The sequence below is a fragment of the Parasphingopyxis sp. CP4 genome (genome assembly GCF_013378055.1).
Lineage (GTDB): Bacteria > Pseudomonadota > Alphaproteobacteria > Sphingomonadales > Sphingomonadaceae > Parasphingopyxis.
In genome coordinates, this window is sequence record NZ_CP051130.1 from 1,422,748 (window position 1) to 1,439,576 (window position 16,829).

Annotated in this window: 18 protein-coding genes; 3 read left to right on the forward strand and 15 right to left on the reverse strand. The window is 59.1% G+C overall.

The genetic code is table 11. The annotated features are described in order from the left end of the window. Positions 1 to 42 precede the first annotated feature (42 nt). The 3 genes from HFP51_RS06895 to HFP51_RS06905 all read left to right on the forward strand — a co-directional run bounded on the left by HFP51_RS06895 (position 43) and on the right by HFP51_RS06905 (position 3,593). Positions 43 to 1,590 carry an ABC transporter substrate-binding protein gene (locus tag HFP51_RS06895; protein WP_255454947.1) on the forward strand — a complete coding sequence of 516 codons (1,548 nt, stop codon included), beginning with the start codon at positions 43 to 45 and terminating at the stop codon, positions 1,588 to 1,590. Continuing rightward, a complete protein-coding gene (locus tag HFP51_RS06900; protein WP_176875038.1) occupies positions 1,587 to 3,080 on the forward strand; it encodes an ABC transporter substrate-binding protein in 1,494 nt (497 codons plus the stop codon). Before HFP51_RS06895 ends, HFP51_RS06900 begins: the two co-directional genes overlap by 4 nt. Before the next feature lie 78 nt (positions 3,081 to 3,158). Beyond that, positions 3,159 to 3,593 carry a DUF4112 domain-containing protein gene (locus HFP51_RS06905; RefSeq protein ID WP_176875039.1) on the forward strand — a complete coding sequence of 145 codons (435 nt, stop codon included), beginning with the start codon at positions 3,159 to 3,161 and terminating at the stop codon, positions 3,591 to 3,593. Here HFP51_RS06905 and HFP51_RS06910 read toward each other — a convergent pair. The 15 genes from HFP51_RS06910 to leuC all read right to left on the reverse strand — a co-directional run bounded on the left by HFP51_RS06910 (position 3,590) and on the right by leuC (position 16,802). After that, positions 3,590 to 4,261, reverse strand: a complete 672-nt coding sequence (locus HFP51_RS06910; protein ID WP_255454954.1) for a ribonuclease T — start codon at positions 4,259 to 4,261, stop codon at positions 3,590 to 3,592. The genes HFP51_RS06905 and HFP51_RS06910 overlap by 4 nt on opposite strands. A gap of 140 nt (positions 4,262 to 4,401) precedes the next feature. After that, positions 4,402 to 5,250: a carboxylating nicotinate-nucleotide diphosphorylase gene (gene nadC, locus HFP51_RS06915; RefSeq protein ID WP_176875043.1), complete on the reverse strand. Its 849-nt coding sequence runs from the start codon at positions 5,248 to 5,250 to the stop codon at positions 4,402 to 4,404. Between the two features lie 450 nt (positions 5,251 to 5,700). After that, complete coding sequence (nadA, locus tag HFP51_RS06920; protein ID WP_176875044.1) at positions 5,701 to 6,714, reverse strand: quinolinate synthase NadA; 1,014 nt, start codon at positions 6,712 to 6,714, stop codon at positions 5,701 to 5,703. Positions 6,715 to 7,093: 379 nt separating this feature from the next. Continuing rightward, positions 7,094 to 7,867: a DUF4230 domain-containing protein gene (locus HFP51_RS06925; protein ID WP_255454955.1), complete on the reverse strand. Its 774-nt coding sequence runs from the start codon at positions 7,865 to 7,867 to the stop codon at positions 7,094 to 7,096. After that, positions 7,846 to 8,715 (reverse strand): MBL fold metallo-hydrolase, encoded by an 870-nt coding sequence (locus tag HFP51_RS06930; protein WP_176875045.1) that lies wholly within the window; start codon positions 8,713 to 8,715, stop codon positions 7,846 to 7,848. The genes HFP51_RS06925 and HFP51_RS06930 overlap by 22 nt, the downstream gene beginning before the upstream one ends. A 125-nt stretch (positions 8,716 to 8,840) precedes the next feature. Further along, complete coding sequence (locus tag HFP51_RS06935; RefSeq protein WP_176875046.1) at positions 8,841 to 10,322, reverse strand: M56 family metallopeptidase; 1,482 nt, start codon at positions 10,320 to 10,322, stop codon at positions 8,841 to 8,843. Next, on the reverse strand, positions 10,319 to 10,687 hold the full coding sequence (locus tag HFP51_RS06940; RefSeq protein ID WP_176875047.1) for a BlaI/MecI/CopY family transcriptional regulator: 369 nt from the start codon (positions 10,685 to 10,687) through the stop codon (positions 10,319 to 10,321). Before HFP51_RS06940 ends, HFP51_RS06935 begins: the two co-directional genes overlap by 4 nt. A gap of 345 nt (positions 10,688 to 11,032) precedes the next feature. Then, positions 11,033 to 11,818: a helix-turn-helix domain-containing protein gene (locus HFP51_RS06945; protein WP_176875048.1), complete on the reverse strand. Its 786-nt coding sequence runs from the start codon at positions 11,816 to 11,818 to the stop codon at positions 11,033 to 11,035. A gap of 122 nt (positions 11,819 to 11,940) precedes the next feature. Next, positions 11,941 to 12,276, reverse strand: a complete 336-nt coding sequence (gene grxD, locus HFP51_RS06950; protein ID WP_176875049.1) for a Grx4 family monothiol glutaredoxin — start codon at positions 12,274 to 12,276, stop codon at positions 11,941 to 11,943. An 11-nt stretch (positions 12,277 to 12,287) separates the two neighbouring features. After that, positions 12,288 to 12,521, reverse strand: a complete 234-nt coding sequence (locus tag HFP51_RS06955) for a BolA family protein (protein WP_176875050.1) — start codon at positions 12,519 to 12,521, stop codon at positions 12,288 to 12,290. Positions 12,522 to 12,538: 17 nt separating this feature from the next. Then, a complete protein-coding gene (locus HFP51_RS06960) occupies positions 12,539 to 12,865 on the reverse strand; it encodes a DUF1476 domain-containing protein (protein ID WP_176875051.1) in 327 nt (108 codons plus the stop codon). A gap of 76 nt (positions 12,866 to 12,941) precedes the next feature. Next, a complete protein-coding gene (locus HFP51_RS06965) occupies positions 12,942 to 13,943 on the reverse strand; it encodes an NADPH:quinone oxidoreductase family protein (protein ID WP_176875052.1) in 1,002 nt (333 codons plus the stop codon). After that, positions 13,943 to 14,536 (reverse strand): 3-isopropylmalate dehydratase small subunit, encoded by a 594-nt coding sequence (leuD, locus tag HFP51_RS06970; RefSeq protein ID WP_176875053.1) that lies wholly within the window; start codon positions 14,534 to 14,536, stop codon positions 13,943 to 13,945. Before leuD ends, HFP51_RS06965 begins: the two co-directional genes overlap by 1 nt. After that, positions 14,536 to 15,375, reverse strand: coding sequence for an N-acyl homoserine lactonase family protein (locus tag HFP51_RS06975; RefSeq protein ID WP_176875054.1), 840 nt, complete (start codon positions 15,373 to 15,375; stop codon positions 14,536 to 14,538). Before HFP51_RS06975 ends, leuD begins: the two co-directional genes overlap by 1 nt. Continuing rightward, positions 15,372 to 16,802 (reverse strand): 3-isopropylmalate dehydratase large subunit, encoded by a 1,431-nt coding sequence (gene leuC, locus HFP51_RS06980; RefSeq protein WP_176875055.1) that lies wholly within the window; start codon positions 16,800 to 16,802, stop codon positions 15,372 to 15,374. The genes HFP51_RS06975 and leuC overlap by 4 nt, the downstream gene beginning before the upstream one ends. Between the last annotated feature and the right edge of the window lie 27 nt (positions 16,803 to 16,829).

Genomic DNA, 16,829 nt, shown 5'->3' on the forward strand with positions numbered 1-16,829 from the left:
TTGGCCGTGGAGCATTGGCGGCGCTTGGCGTAATGTAGCGTCGTGCTGCAACGACTGATCTTCGCCCTCATGCTGTATGGAGCGCTGGCTGCCTGTGGCGGGCCACAGACCGGCGCATTGCCGTCCGAGACGCTTGTCCGGCTTGCCGATGACGAGGTGAAGTCGCTCGATCCCCACAGCGTGTCCGATCTCGCGTCCTTGCGCGTTGCATCCGACCAGTTTGAAGGCCTGACGCGCTATGCCGCGGATGGCAGTATCGAACCTGGCCTGGCGGCGGATTGGGCGGCTTCTGACGATGGGTTGGTGTGGGAATTCGCCTTGCGCGACAACCTGGTTTTTTCCGATGGCGAGGCGATCACCGCAGCGGTTTTCGCAGCGGTTTTTGCGCGGCTTCGCGATCCAGTCACGGCCGCGCCGACTGCCTCATTGTTCGATGCGATCGCGGCGGTGGATGCCCTTGCTCCTGATACTGTTCGGGTCCGCCTGAATTATCCCTATCCAGCAATAATTGAGCTGCTGGCGCATCCGGCAATGGCCGCCTTGCCGCTCCATCGGATCGAGGCGGACCGAGACGGCTGGACCAGCGATCGACCGCTGGTCACCTCGGGTCCGTATCGGCTCGCCGATTGGACATTGAACGACCGGGTGCTGCTCGAACGCAATCCGCGCTGGCATGGCGGCGAAGCGCCAATCGCTGAGATCGCTTGGCGGCCAGTCGATGATAGCCTTACGGCAATGCGCATGTTCCTGGCGGGCGGCGCAGACATTGCAGGCGAGTTCCCTTCGACACGGCTTGAGTGGCTTCGGGCGCGCCGTCCAGCCGAGACCCGCATCACCGACTATCGCGGCGCTTATTATTTCGCCTTCAACACACGCCAGCCGCCTTTTGATGACGCGCGCGTGCGGCGTGCATTGAGCCTCGCCATCGATCGGCGCTGGATCTCTGAAGAGCTGCTCGCCATCGGTACGCAACCGGCCTGGGGCATCATCCCGCCGGGGATGTCGGGGCTTGATCCGATAGCGCCGGCGAGTGCGGCGATGGATCGCGAAGCGCGCCTGGCTGAGGCGCGTGCGATGTTGGCCGACGCGGGTTATGGTCCAACCAACCCGCTCAGCTTTGATATCCGCTTCAACAGTGCGGCGGAGCATCGCCGGATATCGGTAGCGCTCGCAGCCATGTGGGAGCCGCTGGGCGTCGAGGCGCAGCTCTTCAACAGTGAAGCGACGTTGCATTTTTCCGCGTTGCGCCGGGCCGATTTCACACTCGCGCGTTCAGGCTGGATCGGGGATATCTCGGCGCCGGAGAATTTCCTCGCTGTCCATCGATCGGACGCCGGCGTGATCAACTATTCCGGCTATGCCAGCGCGGAATATGATAGCGCGCTTGATGCGGCGCTCAATGAGCCGGACCCCGAGCGCCGGGCAGAGAGGATGCGGGCGGCCGAAGCGATACTGGTGGCGGACGCGCCAATCCTGCCAATCTATTACTACGTCAGCCGATCATTGGTTTCCGAGCGGGTCTCGGGCTGGGTCGATAACTCGCCCAATGTCCATCCGAGCCGGACGCTGCTACTCAATCCAGCGTCATGATCCGCCAACGCGTCTCGATTCTTGCTCCGCTTCTCGGCTTGTTGGCCGTCGCTTGCACCGATAGCGAGGATGCTCGCGCGCTGCGGGTCGACATGCTGGCCGAGCCGACGGATTTCTCAAACCCGATCGCCGCTCTCCCCTCGCCTGCCGATGCGTTGCTGCTCGAGGCGACCGCACAAGGCCTGGTCCGGTTGGACGGCGAAGGGCAGATCGAACCGGCCCTGGCCCAACGCTGGATCGTGCTCGACGAGGGCCAGACCTATGTGTTCCGCCTCAACGATGTCACCTGGGATGACGGAACCGCCGTCACCGCAGGCCAGGTCGTGCAGCAATTGCGCACCGCCAGCCGTGTCAATCGCAACAACCGGATCGCGGCGCTGCTCTCCGATATCGAGACGGTAAATGCGGTCACGCCAATGGTTGTCGAGATCAACCTCACCCGGCCGCGCCTCGATTTCCTGCAGCTTCTCGCAACACCGGACCTCGCTATCTTCGTCGAAGGCGCCGGCCTTGGGCCCTATGAGATTGCCGATGGCTATGAACCCGATAGCGAAATGATACTGCTGGCGCCGCGCCGCGAACCGCCCGAAATCGTTGACGACGAGATTGTCGAACTCCCCCCGATCGCACCCAGCGAAACAATCGAGCTCAGATTTCGCACAGCCGCAACGGCGGTCGCGCGGTTTGACGCCGAACTTGCTGATATCGTGCTGGGCGGCAGCTGGGCGACGCTGGTGCTCGCAGAAGCTATCAATCCGAATTCCAATCAGCTCCAGATCGATCCCGTCGACGGGCTCTACGGTCTCGCAATTGTCGAACAAACCGGCTTTCTCGAAACGCCGCAGAATCGTGAAGTCCTTTCGCTCGCCATCGATCGCGGTCAACTGGCCGGCTATTTCGGCGCCGACCTCGCCGAAGCGCGGCTGACCATCGTCCCGGCCGACGTCGATGGGCTGCTCGATCCCGTCGGCCCGCCCTGGGTCAACAGTACGATCGCGCTCCGCCGCGCCTTTGCGCGCCAGGCGGTGGCAAGCTGGACTGCCGATAATGGCGATATCGAACCGCTACGCATCGCGCTTCCAGATGGTCCCGGCAGTCGGGTCGTTTTTGCCGTTCTCCGCACCAACTGGGCGGCAGTCGGCATTCCCGTTGAGCGGGTGGCCTGGACCGACGACGCAGATCTCAGACTGATCGATCGCGTCGCCGCGACAGAAAGCGCAACCTGGTATCTCGAGCAGTTTCGCTGCAATCGCGGTCTTCCCTGCAGCGATGATTATGCCGACCTGCTCGAACAGATCGACGAAGTGGAATCGGACCGCGTCCGCGCCATCCGGATCGGCGAAGCGGCGACCGAATTGCAGCGGCTTACCCCCTATATCCCCCTGCTCCGACCCATTCGTTGGTCATTGGTTTCGCCCAGAATTTCGGGCTTTACACCCAATAGATTTGGCAGCCACCCGCTCGACACACTGGGTGCGCCACCTAGCTAAAACACCTCTCAATACCTACATAAAGGGTGGGTGCGGACCTGTTCTTCCGCAATATCATTGAGTTTAAAGAGGTTTTTCATGGCGCTTACGCAGGATCATCTAGACAAGATTACAGCCAATATGCCCGAGATCGGGCGCGATCCGGCTTCTGTTCGCCAACGCATAGAAGCCATGGAGGCGGTGCTTGAGCGCGGTTTCACCATGCCAATCATCAACCGCGAATTCGGCCTTGATTTCATTCTCGGTCTGATCCCGGTAATCGGCGACATCATCGCGGCTGTAATGGGCACCTGGCTGGTCTGGGAAGCGCGCAACCTCAACATGCCCAAATGGAAAATCGCCCGCATGTTCGGCAATATCGGTGTCGATCTTGCCGTGGGCGCGGTTCCCTTCATCGGCGACGCGGCTGACTTTGTGTTCCGGTCCAACACGCGCAACCTGAAGATCATCCGCAAGCATCTCGACAAGCATCATCCCGAAACGATGGTGATTGAGGGCGAAGTCCGCCGCTAGCTGCGTCCGCGCCAGATCCGCAATCGTTCATTGGGCCGCGCGCCCCGTTGCCGCGCCGGGCAGCGTTGCGGTCGAAAATCCCGAGCCAGGCAAATTCGCACTTCGGTGAGCCAGCCGCGACTGTTGCTCTGCACCCGCACCATATCCGCAGTTACGCCGCGATTGGCGGCCGCAAAAGCATCCGCAAACTGCCGCACGGTCAAGTTGCGTCGCGACAGCGCGTCCATATCGGGATAGCGGACCGCGCGGTACATGATCGTTCCGGCCCGCAAATAGCGACCCGGATCGCGCGTCATGCAGCTCCCATGCTTGGCCCATTCGCGCTGAATCAGGTGGACCGAGGGGGTCGTGCAGAGATGTTGGCGCACCAGGCGCGGCGACAAGGCATTGACCGGCCGACACCATTGCGGCCAACGCGAACCATTGGTCTCGGGCCATAGGCCATGCAGGATGAAGCCGAACTGCCCGGCCCCGCCATTGGCGATACCCCCACATTGCATGCGGTGACTGGCATCGCCTCGCCGGGTCCGGCAAAATTCGGGTGACCAACTCAACGCCAGGACATGACGCGTAACCGGTGCAGTGCGCGCTTCACCGGGTGGAATAGAGACGGCGCGCGGGGCAGCGACCCGATCCGGGATCCGGCATTCACGGGCCTGGGCATGCACGCCTGCGGGAAGTGAAAAAAGGGCGACAATAAAACCGATTACCCTGAGCTTGTCGAAGGGTTGTTTTGTTCTTCTCCGTGCCAACCCAAAGAAAGTGCAGGGCTTCGACGGGCTCAGCCCAAACGGTAGTCTGGCTGTTATCATATCTCGGCGAAGTCGAGGCCGATATCGGCGGCAGGCGCAGATTGGGTCAGCCGGCCAACGGAGATAAAGTCGACCCCGGTCTTTGCAATCTCGTTGATACTGCCCAGCGTAACTCCGCCCGAGGCTTCGGTCGGCACCCGATCGTCAACCATATCGACGGCATGGCGGAGCATTTCGGGCGGCATGTTGTCGAGCAGCAAATGTGTAGCTCCCGCCTCCAGCGCCGGTTCGATCTGGTCGATCCGGTCTACCTCGACAATGATCCGATCAATGCCGGCACTGACTGCCCGGCGCACGGCTTCGCGGACGGATCCGGCGACGGCCACATGATTGTCCTTGATCATCGCCGCATCCCACAATCCCATGCGGTGGTTCTGCGCGCCGCCCATGCGGGTCGCATATTTCTCCAACGCCCGCAGTCCCGGAATCGTCTTGCGCGTGTCGAGCAAGGTCGCGCGCGTACCCGAAATTTCCTTCACATAGTTCCGCGTCATGGTCGCGATTCCAGACAGATGCTGCATGCTGTTCAGTGCTGATCGTTCCGCTGTCAGCATGGGCCGGGCCAAACCGGTGAGACGCATAAGATCGGTACCGGCAGGAACGCGATCGCCATCTTCGACCAACGCGTCGATTTCGACATTCGGGTCCAGCGCCCGGAAAAAAGCTTCCGCAATCGGCATGCCCGCGACCACAATCGCGTCGCGGCTGTCCATCACACCTTCAAAGCGCGCCGTTTCCGGGATCACAGCCGCCGATGTAATATCGCCAATCTCGCCAAGGTCTTCGGCGAAGGTCGATGCGACAAAGGCATCAAGATCGAAACGGTCGAGGGCAAATTCAGTCATGAATCAGCTAATATACGAGCATAAGCGTCATTGCGAGCGCACCGAAGCAATCCAGAGCGGATGGGCACCCGGCATGCGGCTCTGGATTGCCACGTCGCCTAACGGCTCCTCGCAATGACGAATAGTGATGAGCGCGCCGGAGCACATAAAATACTTATGCAATAATAATCGTCACCCTGAACTTGTTTCAGGGTCCACCGCTCCACAGGTCCCAGTCGGTTCGAACTGATAGGTGGATGCTGAAACGAGTTCAGCATGACGGAAGATTGGAAGCGCTCTGTGCTCCGGCGCAGGCCGGAGCCTAGGCCAGAACCGTTCGAACTGGGCTCCGGCCTGCGCCGGAGCACAAGAGTGCCCAAATACTCCGTATATCCTGAGCCTGTCGAAGGATTGTCCTTACTTAAGCCGTAGAATCGAAGGACAGCCCTTTGACAAGCTCAGGGCAAACGATCACTGGTTCGCCGCAGCCTCGGGATCGCCGACATCGCCCTGCCCTACCGTAGCGCCGGCCATTTCGAGCATCTTGTCGAGGCTTTTCTTCGCCTGCACGCGCAATTCCTCGTCGAGCTCAATTTGCGGCTCAAGGTCACGCAGTGCCACGTAAAGCTTCTCCATCGTGTTCAAGGCCATATACGGGCAGATATTGCAGTTGCAGTTTCCGTCCGCACCTGGCGCGCCGATAAAGGTGACGTCAGGGAGCGCTTTTTCCATCTGGTGCATGATGTGCGGCTCGGTCGCGACAATCACGGTATCGCTTTCGGTCGCTTTGGCTTCGGCCAAGATAGAACTGGTGGAACCGATATGATCGGCATGATCAAGGATCGCTGCGGGGCATTCGGGATGCGCCAATACGGGAGCGTCTGGATGCTGCGCCTTGAGCTTCAGAAGCTCAGTTTCCGAAAACGCTTCATGGACAATACAAACGCCGGGCCAGAGCAGCATATCCCGGCCCGTCTTGCGCGCCATATAGGCACCCAGATGCTTGTCCGGCGCAAATATGATCTTCTGATCCTTGGGAATCTGGTTGAGAATTTTCTCAGCGGATGAAGAGGTTACGATGATATCCGAAAGTGCTTTCACAGCGGCCGAACAGTTGATGTAGGTCAGCGCGATATGATCGGGATGCGCATCGCGGAACTCCTTGAACTTGTCCGGCGGGCAGCTGTCTTCCAGGCTACATCCGGCCTTCAGATCCGGCAGCACGACAATCTTTTCCGGGGAAAGAATCTTGGCCGTTTCCGCCATGAACTTGACGCCGCAAAAGGCAATGACGTCAGCATCGGTATCCGCCGCCTTGCGCGAGAGATCGAGGCTATCGCCGACAAAATCGGCAATGTCCTGAATTTCCGGATCCTGGTAATAATGGGCAAGAATAACCGCGTTCCGCTCCTTGCGCAGCCGGTTGATCTCTTCCTTGATGTCAACACCAGCCAAGCTGCCGCCAATACCTTCGCGTGCGTCCATGATTCTGCTCCTTTGGAACCATATAGGAACTCAAAAAGCGATTGTCTCGGGTGGATATGAGATGGATCGGCGGGGAAGGGCCCGTCAAATCGTCGTTGTTCGCAGAAGGATATCCCGTCACCCTGAACTCGTTTCAGGGTCCACCGCGTAACAGGCGCAGTCTGTGCGGTCTGATGAGTGGATGCTGAAACCAGTTCAGCATGACGGAAGATTGGGAGCGAGCCGTGCTCCGGCGAAGGCCGGAGCCCAGTCCGGACGGTTCGGGTCTAGGCTCCGGCCTGCGCCGGAGCACAGCATGTTTGCGATTATCCTGAGCCCTTCGACAGGCTCAGGCCTAACGGCAATAGGACAGTTGAAAGCATCGCTCCCGCGAAGGCCGCTAACGCTTACCTTCACGTATCTCGCCAAGCACGTCGCGGGATCGATCCATCTGGTTGGGATTGACCTCATTGGCAAACTGGGCGCGCACCGTCGCATCGATGCCAGCGGCACGGAGCGGGAGCTGGAAGTTATTTTCTACCGCCCGTCGCGCGGCATCACGCGCCAGCCGCATTGTTGGTGCGGCCTGGGCCTGACGCATCAGGGAGCGTTGGCCTTCGGCACGATTGGCTTCGTCCAGCGTCTCTTCGGCATCGGTAACCGCGATCAGGATCCCACCATCATCATATTCGCGGATCGCGGCGATATCGATAGCGGGCTCGGACACGGTGAGATCCGGCATGGTGACGGTGAGAATATTCGATCCCGCATCCCAGGCGACATCATCCTCGCCCAATTGACTGAGATTGAGCTCATAGCGGACCGTGCCGGGCATGATCAGCGTCTTGCGCGCAGAAAGGCCAAAGCGGCGCTGGGTGGAGGTAATCACGGCCACGAAGCGGGCGGAAAAAGGAATCAGTGTGTTTTGTTCGCGCAAGCCCTCAAGGCTGGAGCTGGCGATAGTCTCAGGATCCGGGCCGCCGCCAAAGACACGGCTCGTGATGCTGCCAACCCCGACAAAGAAGATCGTCACAAGCGCGACCAGAGTCAGCAGGCAGCCAAGCGCAAACCAGCGGCCCGAGCCCTGGCGGATCATGATCACCGGCGGTTCGCGCGGCGGCGGCTCATTCGGCCCGCCCGGTGGATCAATTTCTATGCGGCTGTCTTCGACCATGTCTCATCATTCTCTTCGACCAGGCCGCGATCGCGAAGATCGATCAGATGGGCGAGGACGGAACGTCCGGCGGCGCCATGGAGGCGCGGATCGATACCTTTGTACATTTTGGCGACCATGTCCGGGATAGCGACCAGGCCGTCATCGATGGCGCGCAAAATCTGGCCTTCCCGCTGTTTACGGTGGCCCATCAGGCCGCGCGCATAACGCCGCGCTTTTTGCACCGGTTCGCCATGCGCCGGATAGTAGAGCGTTTCCTCCCGCTCAACGAGCTTGGCGAGGCTTTCCATATAATCTTTCATATCGCCGTCAGGCGGCGCGATGACAGTTGTCGACCAGCCCATGATATGATCGCCGGTGAAGATCGCATCCGCCTCATGCAGCGCAAAGCAGAGATGGTTGGAGGTGTGACCGGGGGTGGCGACCGTTTCGAGTGTCCAGCCGGTCTCGGAGATGATCTCACCATCACTGAGCACGCGATCTGGCGCGTAACTGCGATCGAAGGCGGCATCCGCACGCGGGCCACCATCATCGATGGCGAGAAACGCGCAGCCGACGATTTCCGCGCCGGTCGCCTCTTTGAGCGGTGCAGCCGCGGGGCTGTGATCGCGATGGGTATGCGTGCAGATGATGTAGCGAATGGTTTCGCCTTTGGTCGCCGCAAGGATTGCATCGATATGGCGCGGGTCTTTGGGGCCCGGATCGATGACCGCGACATCGCCATGGCCGACAATATAGGTCTGCGTACCGGTATAGGTGAACGGTGAGGGATTGGGCGCAAGGACGCGGCGCACCTGGGGGTGCAACTCCATTGTCAGGCCGGTCGGCAGGTCATCAGGCAAGTTCATCTGCCCCATGTGGCAAGTTGCGAGGCATCGGAAAAGGGTAAGCGACGAAAAAAGGGGCAGGACTGGTGCCCTGCCCCCTTTCCTCCTGAACCGTGCCGGAGGGGCTCCGGCGGGTCTCCTCAGGCTTATTCGCCGAGGCGCGCGATACCGGCATCGAGCCGGGCCAGCACCATCGTCCGAATATCCTCGGGGATTTCAGCGTCTGCGGCGACTTCGCTGCGGGCTTCGCGCATGCCTTCAAGGGCCTCCGCGCGCCCTTGCTGACCCAGCCGTTCGCGGCAGATCATGATGCGGATCCGTTCCCGACCGGTCGCCGGGTCGACGCTCTCATCGGTGTGCACTGCCTCGCCATTCGCGTGGCATTGCTCAAGCGTTTCGACATCGGGGATCATCGCCAACAGCTCTTCGCGATCCGGGATCATCTCGCGCAGCTCCGCCTCGTCGGGGATCATCTCCCTGAGTTCGGCTTCGCTCGGTATCATCGCACGGATCTCCGCCTCGCTCGGGATCATGGCGGCAATTTCCTCTTCACTGGGAATCATCGCTTCAATCTCCTCTCGTGTTGGAGCCTCGCCATCCGACCGATAGGTGTAAACTCGGCGGTGGGTAGTTTCATCGTGAGCTTGATGCGCGGCGAGCCGTGTATGTTCCTGATGCCGCTCGCCATCATGCTGCGTTACCTGCTCATCTCCTGGTGCCTGTGCGATGGCGTAACTCACGGTAGCCGTCATCGGCAGCGCCACGAGCAGTCCGGCGCCGATCGCGATCCGCCCAACTGCAACGCGCAGCCGAGATTTGTCATTCATAGCCATTGTTTTTAGCCTTTTTTTCAATGATTGGGGATTGTCGAGGACGCTGGAGAAAAGCAGCGCCTGGCCGGAGGAGGCTTTGGCAACCGCGCGGCCATAGGCCGGTCGGTCGTCCGAAATCGTTTGAGAAAGCACTCGCGCGTCGCATGCCGCTTCCTGATCAAAGCGGAATGCCCGCCATGCGATCCAGGCGATCGGATTGAACCAGTGCAGGCAGAGCGCAAAAAATGCGATCAGGTTGATCAAGAGATCGCCCGATCGGTGATGCGCAAACTCATGGGCGAGCGCTAGGTCTCGTTCCCGCGCGCTATAGTCGCGATAGAAATTGGGCGGCAGGGCAATGTGTTTACGGACTACGCCAAATGCTATGGGGCCAGTAATGCCGCGCGCCTGGACGATCCGAATACCATTGGCCCGGCCTAGTTCATCTGATTCTTCGAGGATTTCCTCACACTCGCGGAAATGATCAGTAACGCGCCACAGGAAGAGTAGCGAGGCACCGGTTAGCCAAACCGTCACTAGCGCTACTGTCCAATCGGTCCCGCCGGTTTGCTGGTTGCTTGCCAGTGCTACTAGAACTTCGGGTTGCAAGAGAATCGACGGATCTGCCGATAATGGACCGCCAGATGCTTCGATCGTCCGCTCGATCGTCGGCATGAAGAAGCGAGCAGCTGGTATCAGCCACAGCGCATATGCAACGCGCGCACCACACAGCTGCGTTACCGGGCCGCGAACGGCCATGACGAGTGCCATCAATATTGTCGTGGCAATGAAAGTATCGGCCAGCCATTCGGTCATGACTTGAGCTCCCCGATCAGCTTTTCGATCTCGTCGATGTCGGAATCGCTGAGTCCGTCTCGTTCGGCGAGGTGCGCAACGAGGGGGGAAATTTTCCCGCCGAAGAGCCGATCGACAAATCGCCGGGATTCGCCGCGTATATAGTCCGACCGAGCAATCAGCGGCGAGTATAGGAACCGCCGGCCATCCTTCACATGATCGACCACCTGCTTGTCCTGAAGCCGCGCCAGCATCGTCTTCACGGTCTGGAGGCTCCAGCCCCGCTCAGCCGCCACGTCGTCAGCGACATCGGCAGCGGTACGCGGTGCCTCGCGCCACAATGCTTCCATGATCTCAAGCTCAGCTTCGCTAATTCGTTTGTCCATTGCGCCTTCCATTTCAACTACAGATGTAGTCGAACGGCACAGCTTCTGTAAATGACTACAAATGTAGTTGGTGGCGAAAAACCGACCGACTGTCGAAAAATCTGACAGTTCGGCATATGGTTAACAGACCGAAAACCATTGAAAGGCCTGGATTTCCGGGATTTCGAAAAACTGGCACGCGGGGTGCATGGTATAGGGCGTTCCATACCACCATACCCCCCAATGAGGGACGGGTTAGCCAGCTACCCTGGTCTCGCGCTAATCCGTCCCCTCATTACCCCAAATTCCCAAATCGCCGAAAACCCCGCATTATCGCTGCGTTTCCGCACGCCGATCTGCGTCTCGTTAGCGCGTCCAGTTCTTGTGGAGAATTTCGGCTGTATGCTCATCCGCCGGGAAAAAGGCCTCAATCGCGAGTTCCGACAGGGTAATATCAACCGGCGTCCCGAATATCGTGATCGTACTTATAAAGGATAGGCGCCCAACCACCGTATCCAGGATCAATGGCACCCAGATCCGATCCGGATCGGCTGGCGGCGCTTCATAGTCGCTTTCATGCGGATAGCTCGACACTTCTTCGCGCAGAGCAACCAGGCCGGGATCGGCGGTAACCGCAATCTGCTGATCCAACTGCTCCAGGACATGCGCATGCCATTCGCCAAGATTGACGACCTGCGGCGCCAATCCCTCGGGATGGAGCGCAAGCTTGATAGCGTTCATTGGCGGCGTAAGGAGCGCATCGCCAATCTGCTCGGTGAAGAAGCTGATCGCATCATTGGTGGCCACGATGTTCCAGTGGCGATCAACAGCTATGGCCGGATAGGGCTCATGACCTTTCAGAATATGTTCGACCGATCGCCGCGCGACGGTCATCGCCGGATCGTCCAGGGTTCGCTCGCCATGGCGCGCAGCAAAACCCGCAGCAGTGAGCAACCCGTTCCGGGCGCGATAGGGAATGTCCAACTGCTCAGCGAGCCGGTCTATGGTTCCGGTGCTCGGCTGGGATCGCCCGGTTTCGATGAAGCTCAAATGCCGCGGGGAAATCTCTGCCTCGAGCGCCAATTGCATCTGGCTCAGCCGTCGACGTTCCCGCCACTGTCGGATCTGGTGTCCTACTGCCATCGTCGCCATTGCTTCGCTCCTGTCTGTACTGGAGCAAATGATAGGGCGGTCAGCGCGGCAATTCCATTACCTCAAAGGTAATCATCTGGCCGCATTATGTCGTCGATGTGTTTGCCTGGTCGGCGAAGACGTTAGCTGGCAGCGGCGGCTTTGACGCCTTTTTCCTGCATCAAGGCTTGGAGTTCGCCAGCTTCGTACATTTCCATCATGATGTCCGATCCGCCGACAAATTCGCCCTTTACATAGAGCTGCGGGATAGTCGGCCAGTCAGAATATTCCTTGATCCCCTGACGCACGTCCTGATCCTGCAAGACATCGACGCTCGAAAATTCCACGCCGCAATGCTCAAGAATGGCGACAGCGCGACTGGAGAAACCGCATTGCGGAAAAAGGGGTGATCCCTTCATAAACAACACGACATCGCTTGCTTTTACGTTTTCATCGATGCGGGTTTGCGCGTCGGACATGATAGAAACTCCTATTCGGGGACGGCGGTGGTCAATTGGAGGGCATGCAGCTCTCCACCCATCCGGCCTTTAAGCGCCGCATAGACGGCTTGATGTTGTTTCACTCTCGGAACGCCGCGGAAACTCTCTGAAACCACGCGCGCTGCATAATGGTCACCGTCGCCAGCTAGATCCGTAATCTCGATCGCAGCGTCCGGAATCGCCTCCCGGATCATTGCCTCGATATCGTCGGCGGCCATCGGCATCTGCGCCTGCTCCTCGGCTAGTCCGTGGACTCGATCAGCTGGCGGCGCGCTTCAACCGTCATCTCTTCAAGCTTGGCACGCACGGCAGCATCATCAACTTCGTGGTCTGCCGCAACAAGATCGCCGACGACTTTCCGGATGACGTCCTCATCGCCGGCTTCTTCGAAATCCGCCTGGACTACTGCCTTCGCATAAGCATCGGTTTCTTCCGCCGTCAGGCCCATCACTCCAGCCGCCCATTCGCCAATCAAGCGGTTCCGACGGGCGTTGATGCGGAACAACATTTCCTGATCGTGAGCGAATTTGTTCTCAAACCCTTTTTTGCGGTCTTTGAAATCGGCCATGAAACTCTCTCTCCGAGCGTAAAACTATGTTGAAGTGCAGATAGGGAGGCGAATGCCTCTGCGCAACGGTTTCCCGCTAATCGGCGACTTTCACGACCAGTTTTCCGATAGCTTTTCGCGCGCCCATCTTGGCGATCGCATCGCCGCCCTGTTCGAACGGAAAAACTTCCGTGACCTGCGGAGAAATTTTGCCGTCGGCCCACCAATCGAACAGCTTGTCGATATTGGCGCGATTATGCTGCGGGTCACGCGCCGCAAAAGCCCCCCAGAAAACGCCGCGCACATCGCAGCTCTTCAGCAAGGTAAGGTTGAGCGGCAATTTGGGAATTCCGGCCGGAAACCCAATGACCAAATAGCGGCCTTCCCAGGCTATTGAACGCAATGCCGGTTCGCAATAATCCCCGCCAACTGCATCATAGATGACATCCATGCCCTGGGACCCGCCAAGCTCCTTGAACTGCGCGGACAGTGCCTTTTGCGCGTCACGGTCCAGTGGGCCCCGATCGTAGATAATAGTCTCATCCGCCCCGATATCGCGCACGGCCTGCGCCTTTTCTTCGCTGGAAACCGCACCGATCACCCGGGCACCCATCGCCTTGCCGATCTCGACAGCGGCCATACCAACGCCACCAGCCGCGCCGAGCACCAGGAGATTCTCGCCTTCTTTCAAATCGCCGCGATCCTGCAGGGCATGGATGGTCGTGCCATATGTCAGAATCATCGCCGACCCATCTTCAAAGCTGACACTATCGGGGAGCTTGAACGCGCTGGTTGCGGGTGTGACGGTATATTCGCACAGGCCGCCATTGCCGCACATGGCAAGCACGCGATCTCCAACTTCGAAGTCCGTCACGCCTTCACCGACAGCGTCGATGACGCCAGACACTTCTCCGCCTGGGGCAAATGGCCGTTCCGGTTTGAACTGATACTGATCAATAATGATCAACACGTCCGGATAGTTGATGGCACAGGCTTTCACGGCCACGCGCACATGACCCGGCTTTACCTCCGGTGTATCAACTTCCCCGATTTTGAGGGTCTCGGGTCCACCGGTTTCGTAAGACAGCAGGGCTTTCATCAGTTCGTCTCCTTTACGAGCCATGGCCGAGCGGCGCTGGCTTTCTGTTCATATGCGGCAATCGCGTCCCCGCTGGCGAGGGTCAAGCCGATCTCATCAAGTCCTGCGAGGAGACAAGACTTGCGGAATGGATCGACCGCGAATTCAAAACGGTCCTGGAATGGTGTTGTGACCACCTGATTTTCCAGATCGACGGTGATTGGATCACTTTCGGCCACTTCCATCAACCGGTCGATAACCTCTTGGGGCAGTTCGACCGTCAAAATACCATTCTTAAAGGCGTTGCTGGAAAAAATGTCCGAAAAGCTCGGTGCGATTACAACGCGAACACCCATGTCATTGAGCGCCCATGCTGCATGCTCACGGCTCGAGCCGCAGCCAAAATTGTCACCCGCAATCAACACCGGCGATCCAGCATATTCGGGATTGTCAAAGACATTGCCGTCTTCCGCGCGCACGGTTTTGAACGCGCCCTCACCCAGGCCTTCCCGGCTGATCGTCTTCAGATATTCCGCGGGAATGATGACATCGGTATCGACGTTTTTCCGACCGAACGGATAGGCCCGGCCATCAACTTGTTTGAACGGTTCCATCAGCGCGCGGATTCCGGAAAGACTGGCAAGCGCTCGAGATCACCCGGATCGTGCTGGATCACGATCATCGCATCAAGCGCCTGATCGATCTGCAGAAACCGTTCAAAAGACGCGAGTGTATCCGCGCGATCGGTGTTGAAACGCGGTATTCCGCGATTCTCGATTTGCTCACGGAAATGATAGAGATCGCCAGTCAGCAGTACGTTTCCGGTTTCGGGCAAGCGGACCAATAGCGAGCTGTGCCCCGGCGTGTGGCCCGGCATGGCCAGAATGACGACGCTGCCATCGCCAAACACATCATGATCGCCTGAGAAGTCCGTAATCGCAGCGCCACCTTCCAACCAAGCCGCGAGGATCTGTGACGATTGAGGGTTAGCGCCGGCGCGCAGAGCTTCGACATCGCGACTGTTCAACAGCAGAGTCGAAGCCGCAAAATCTGGTGTTTGGCCCACATGATCGAAATGGTGATGACTGAGACCGAGAAAATCGACATCCTCGACAGCGACGCCGATTTCGGCAAGCTGGCTGGCAATAGTGCGTTCCAACGACACGGTAAAAATGCCCTGTGTCATCGGGCTGTCGATAAGCGCCGATGGGAGCCCCGCATCCCAGAGCAGATAGCGATCCGCGTTTCGGATCAGGTAGCAGCTATCCGTGAAGCGGCCTTCCCGGCCCTCATACAGATAGCCATCCGCAAAGGCATCGAGGTCACTGATTGCGATGGCGCCGCAATCAAGCCGCCACATTTCGATATCGGGCGTCACGCGATCCTGCGCCGCCGCGGCGAATGGCATCGCTAGCGCCGCCAGCGCCATTCCCAAAGCTTTCAACCGCCTCATCCCTTCATCTCCCTTATATCGGTCAATCGGCCCGTAATGGCAGCCGCAGCGGCCATTGCCGGTGACAATAGATGCGTGCGCGCACCCGGCCCCTGACGACCAACGAAATTGCGATTTGACGTTGATGCGCAACGCTGACCCGCCGGTACTTTATCAGGATTCATGCCCAGGCACATCGAACAGCCTGGCTCACGCCATTCAAATCCGGCTTCGACAAAGATGCGATCCAGCCCTTCTTCTTCGGCCTGGCGTTTGACGAGACCCGATCCCGGTACGATCAATGCCTGTTTGACGCCATCGGCTACCTTGCGCCCCTTGGCGACGGCTGCGGCAGCACGCAAATCCTCGATGCGGCTGTTGGTACAGCTGCCGATAAAGATATTGTCGACCGTGATGTCTTCCATGCGCTGGCCGGGGGTCAATCCCATATAATCCAATGATTTTTCAACCGCTGCGCGTTTCGATTCATCATCGAAACTTGCCGGATCCGGTACACTATCCGTGATCTGCACGACGTCCTCGGGACTGGTACCCCAGGTGACGTTCGGCGCGATCTGAGAAGCGGCTAGTTCGACGGTCGAATCATATTTCGCGCCGACATCGGTCGGCAGCGATTGCCACCACTGCATCGCCGCATCCCAATCTGCGCCTGTCGGCGCCATGGGTCGGCCCTCCAAATAGGCATATGTCTTGGTATCCGGCGCGATCAGGCCAGCGCGCGCGCCGGCTTCGATCGACATGTTGGATACCGTCAGCCGGCCCTCAATGCTCATGTCCCGGATTGTCGAGCCGGTATATTCGATCACATGGCCGGTGCCGCCTGCGGCGCCGATGCGCCCGATAATCGCGAGCACGACATCCTTGGGTGAGACGCCAAAGCCCAAGCTCCCCTCCACGCGAATTTCCATTGTCTTGGACTGTTTGAGCAAAAGTGTCTGGGTCGCCAGCACATGTTCGACTTCGCTGGTGCCAATCCCGAAAGCCAACGCGCCGAGCGCGCCATGGGCGGCAGTATGGCTGTCCCCGCACACCAACGTACAACCGGGCAGCGTGAAGCCCTGTTCAGGGCCGACCACATGGACAATGCCCTGTTCGGGCGCTGCATCATCAATGTATCGAATGCCAAAGGCCGGGGCGTTAGCTTCCAGCGCCTCAAGCTGTTTCGCCGACATCGGATCGGCGATTGGAACACGATTGCCAGCCGCATCGCGCCGGGCGGTCGTCGGAAGGTTGTGATCGGGCACCGCGAGGGTCAGGTCTGGCCGACGAACCGGGCGGCCAGCGGTGCGTAGTCCTTCGAAGGCCTGAGGGCTTGTCACTTCATGGACGAGATGGCGATCGATGAAGATGATGCAGGTGCCGTCATCGCGTCTTTCAACGACATGGGCGTCCCAGATTTTCTCATACAGCGTACGTGGTTGATTCATGGCGGCATCCCTAACGCGAATCTTCTT

Excerpts from the sequence above, each read along its gene's own strand:
- HFP51_RS06955 (WP_176875050.1), bottom strand. The coding sequence starts at position 12,521 with ATGCCGATGGCCGCCGACGATATCGAGGCAATGATCCGGGAGGCGATT.
- nadA (WP_176875044.1), bottom strand. The coding sequence starts at position 6,714 with ATGGACGCACGCGAAGGTATTGGCGGCAGCTTGGCTGGTGTTGACATC.
- HFP51_RS06965 (WP_176875052.1), bottom strand. The coding sequence starts at position 13,943 with ATGAAAGCCCTGCTGTCTTACGAAACCGGTGGACCCGAGACCCTCAAA.
- HFP51_RS06925 (WP_255454955.1), bottom strand. The coding sequence starts at position 7,867 with ATGGTCGAAGACAGCCGCATAGAAATTGATCCACCGGGCGGGCCGAAT.
- HFP51_RS06930 (WP_176875045.1), bottom strand. The coding sequence starts at position 8,715 with ATGAACTTGCCTGATGACCTGCCGACCGGCCTGACAATGGAGTTGCAC.
- HFP51_RS06900 (WP_176875038.1), top strand. The coding sequence starts at position 1,587 with ATGATCCGCCAACGCGTCTCGATTCTTGCTCCGCTTCTCGGCTTGTTG.
- HFP51_RS06975 (WP_176875054.1), bottom strand. The coding sequence starts at position 15,375 with ATGAGGCGGTTGAAAGCTTTGGGAATGGCGCTGGCGGCGCTAGCGATG.
- HFP51_RS06935 (WP_176875046.1), bottom strand. The coding sequence starts at position 10,322 with ATGACCGAATGGCTGGCCGATACTTTCATTGCCACGACAATATTGATG.
- HFP51_RS06960 (WP_176875051.1), bottom strand. The coding sequence starts at position 12,865 with ATGGCCGATTTCAAAGACCGCAAAAAAGGGTTTGAGAACAAATTCGCT.
- HFP51_RS06940 (WP_176875047.1), bottom strand. The coding sequence starts at position 10,687 with ATGGACAAACGAATTAGCGAAGCTGAGCTTGAGATCATGGAAGCATTG.
- HFP51_RS06905 (WP_176875039.1), top strand. The coding sequence starts at position 3,159 with ATGGCGCTTACGCAGGATCATCTAGACAAGATTACAGCCAATATGCCC.
- leuD (WP_176875053.1), bottom strand. The coding sequence starts at position 14,536 with ATGGAACCGTTCAAACAAGTTGATGGCCGGGCCTATCCGTTCGGTCGG.
- leuC (WP_176875055.1), bottom strand. The coding sequence starts at position 16,802 with ATGAATCAACCACGTACGCTGTATGAGAAAATCTGGGACGCCCATGTC.
- grxD (WP_176875049.1), bottom strand. The coding sequence starts at position 12,276 with ATGTCCGACGCGCAAACCCGCATCGATGAAAACGTAAAAGCAAGCGAT.
- nadC (WP_176875043.1), bottom strand. The coding sequence starts at position 5,250 with ATGACTGAATTTGCCCTCGACCGTTTCGATCTTGATGCCTTTGTCGCA.
- HFP51_RS06945 (WP_176875048.1), bottom strand. The coding sequence starts at position 11,818 with ATGGCGACGATGGCAGTAGGACACCAGATCCGACAGTGGCGGGAACGT.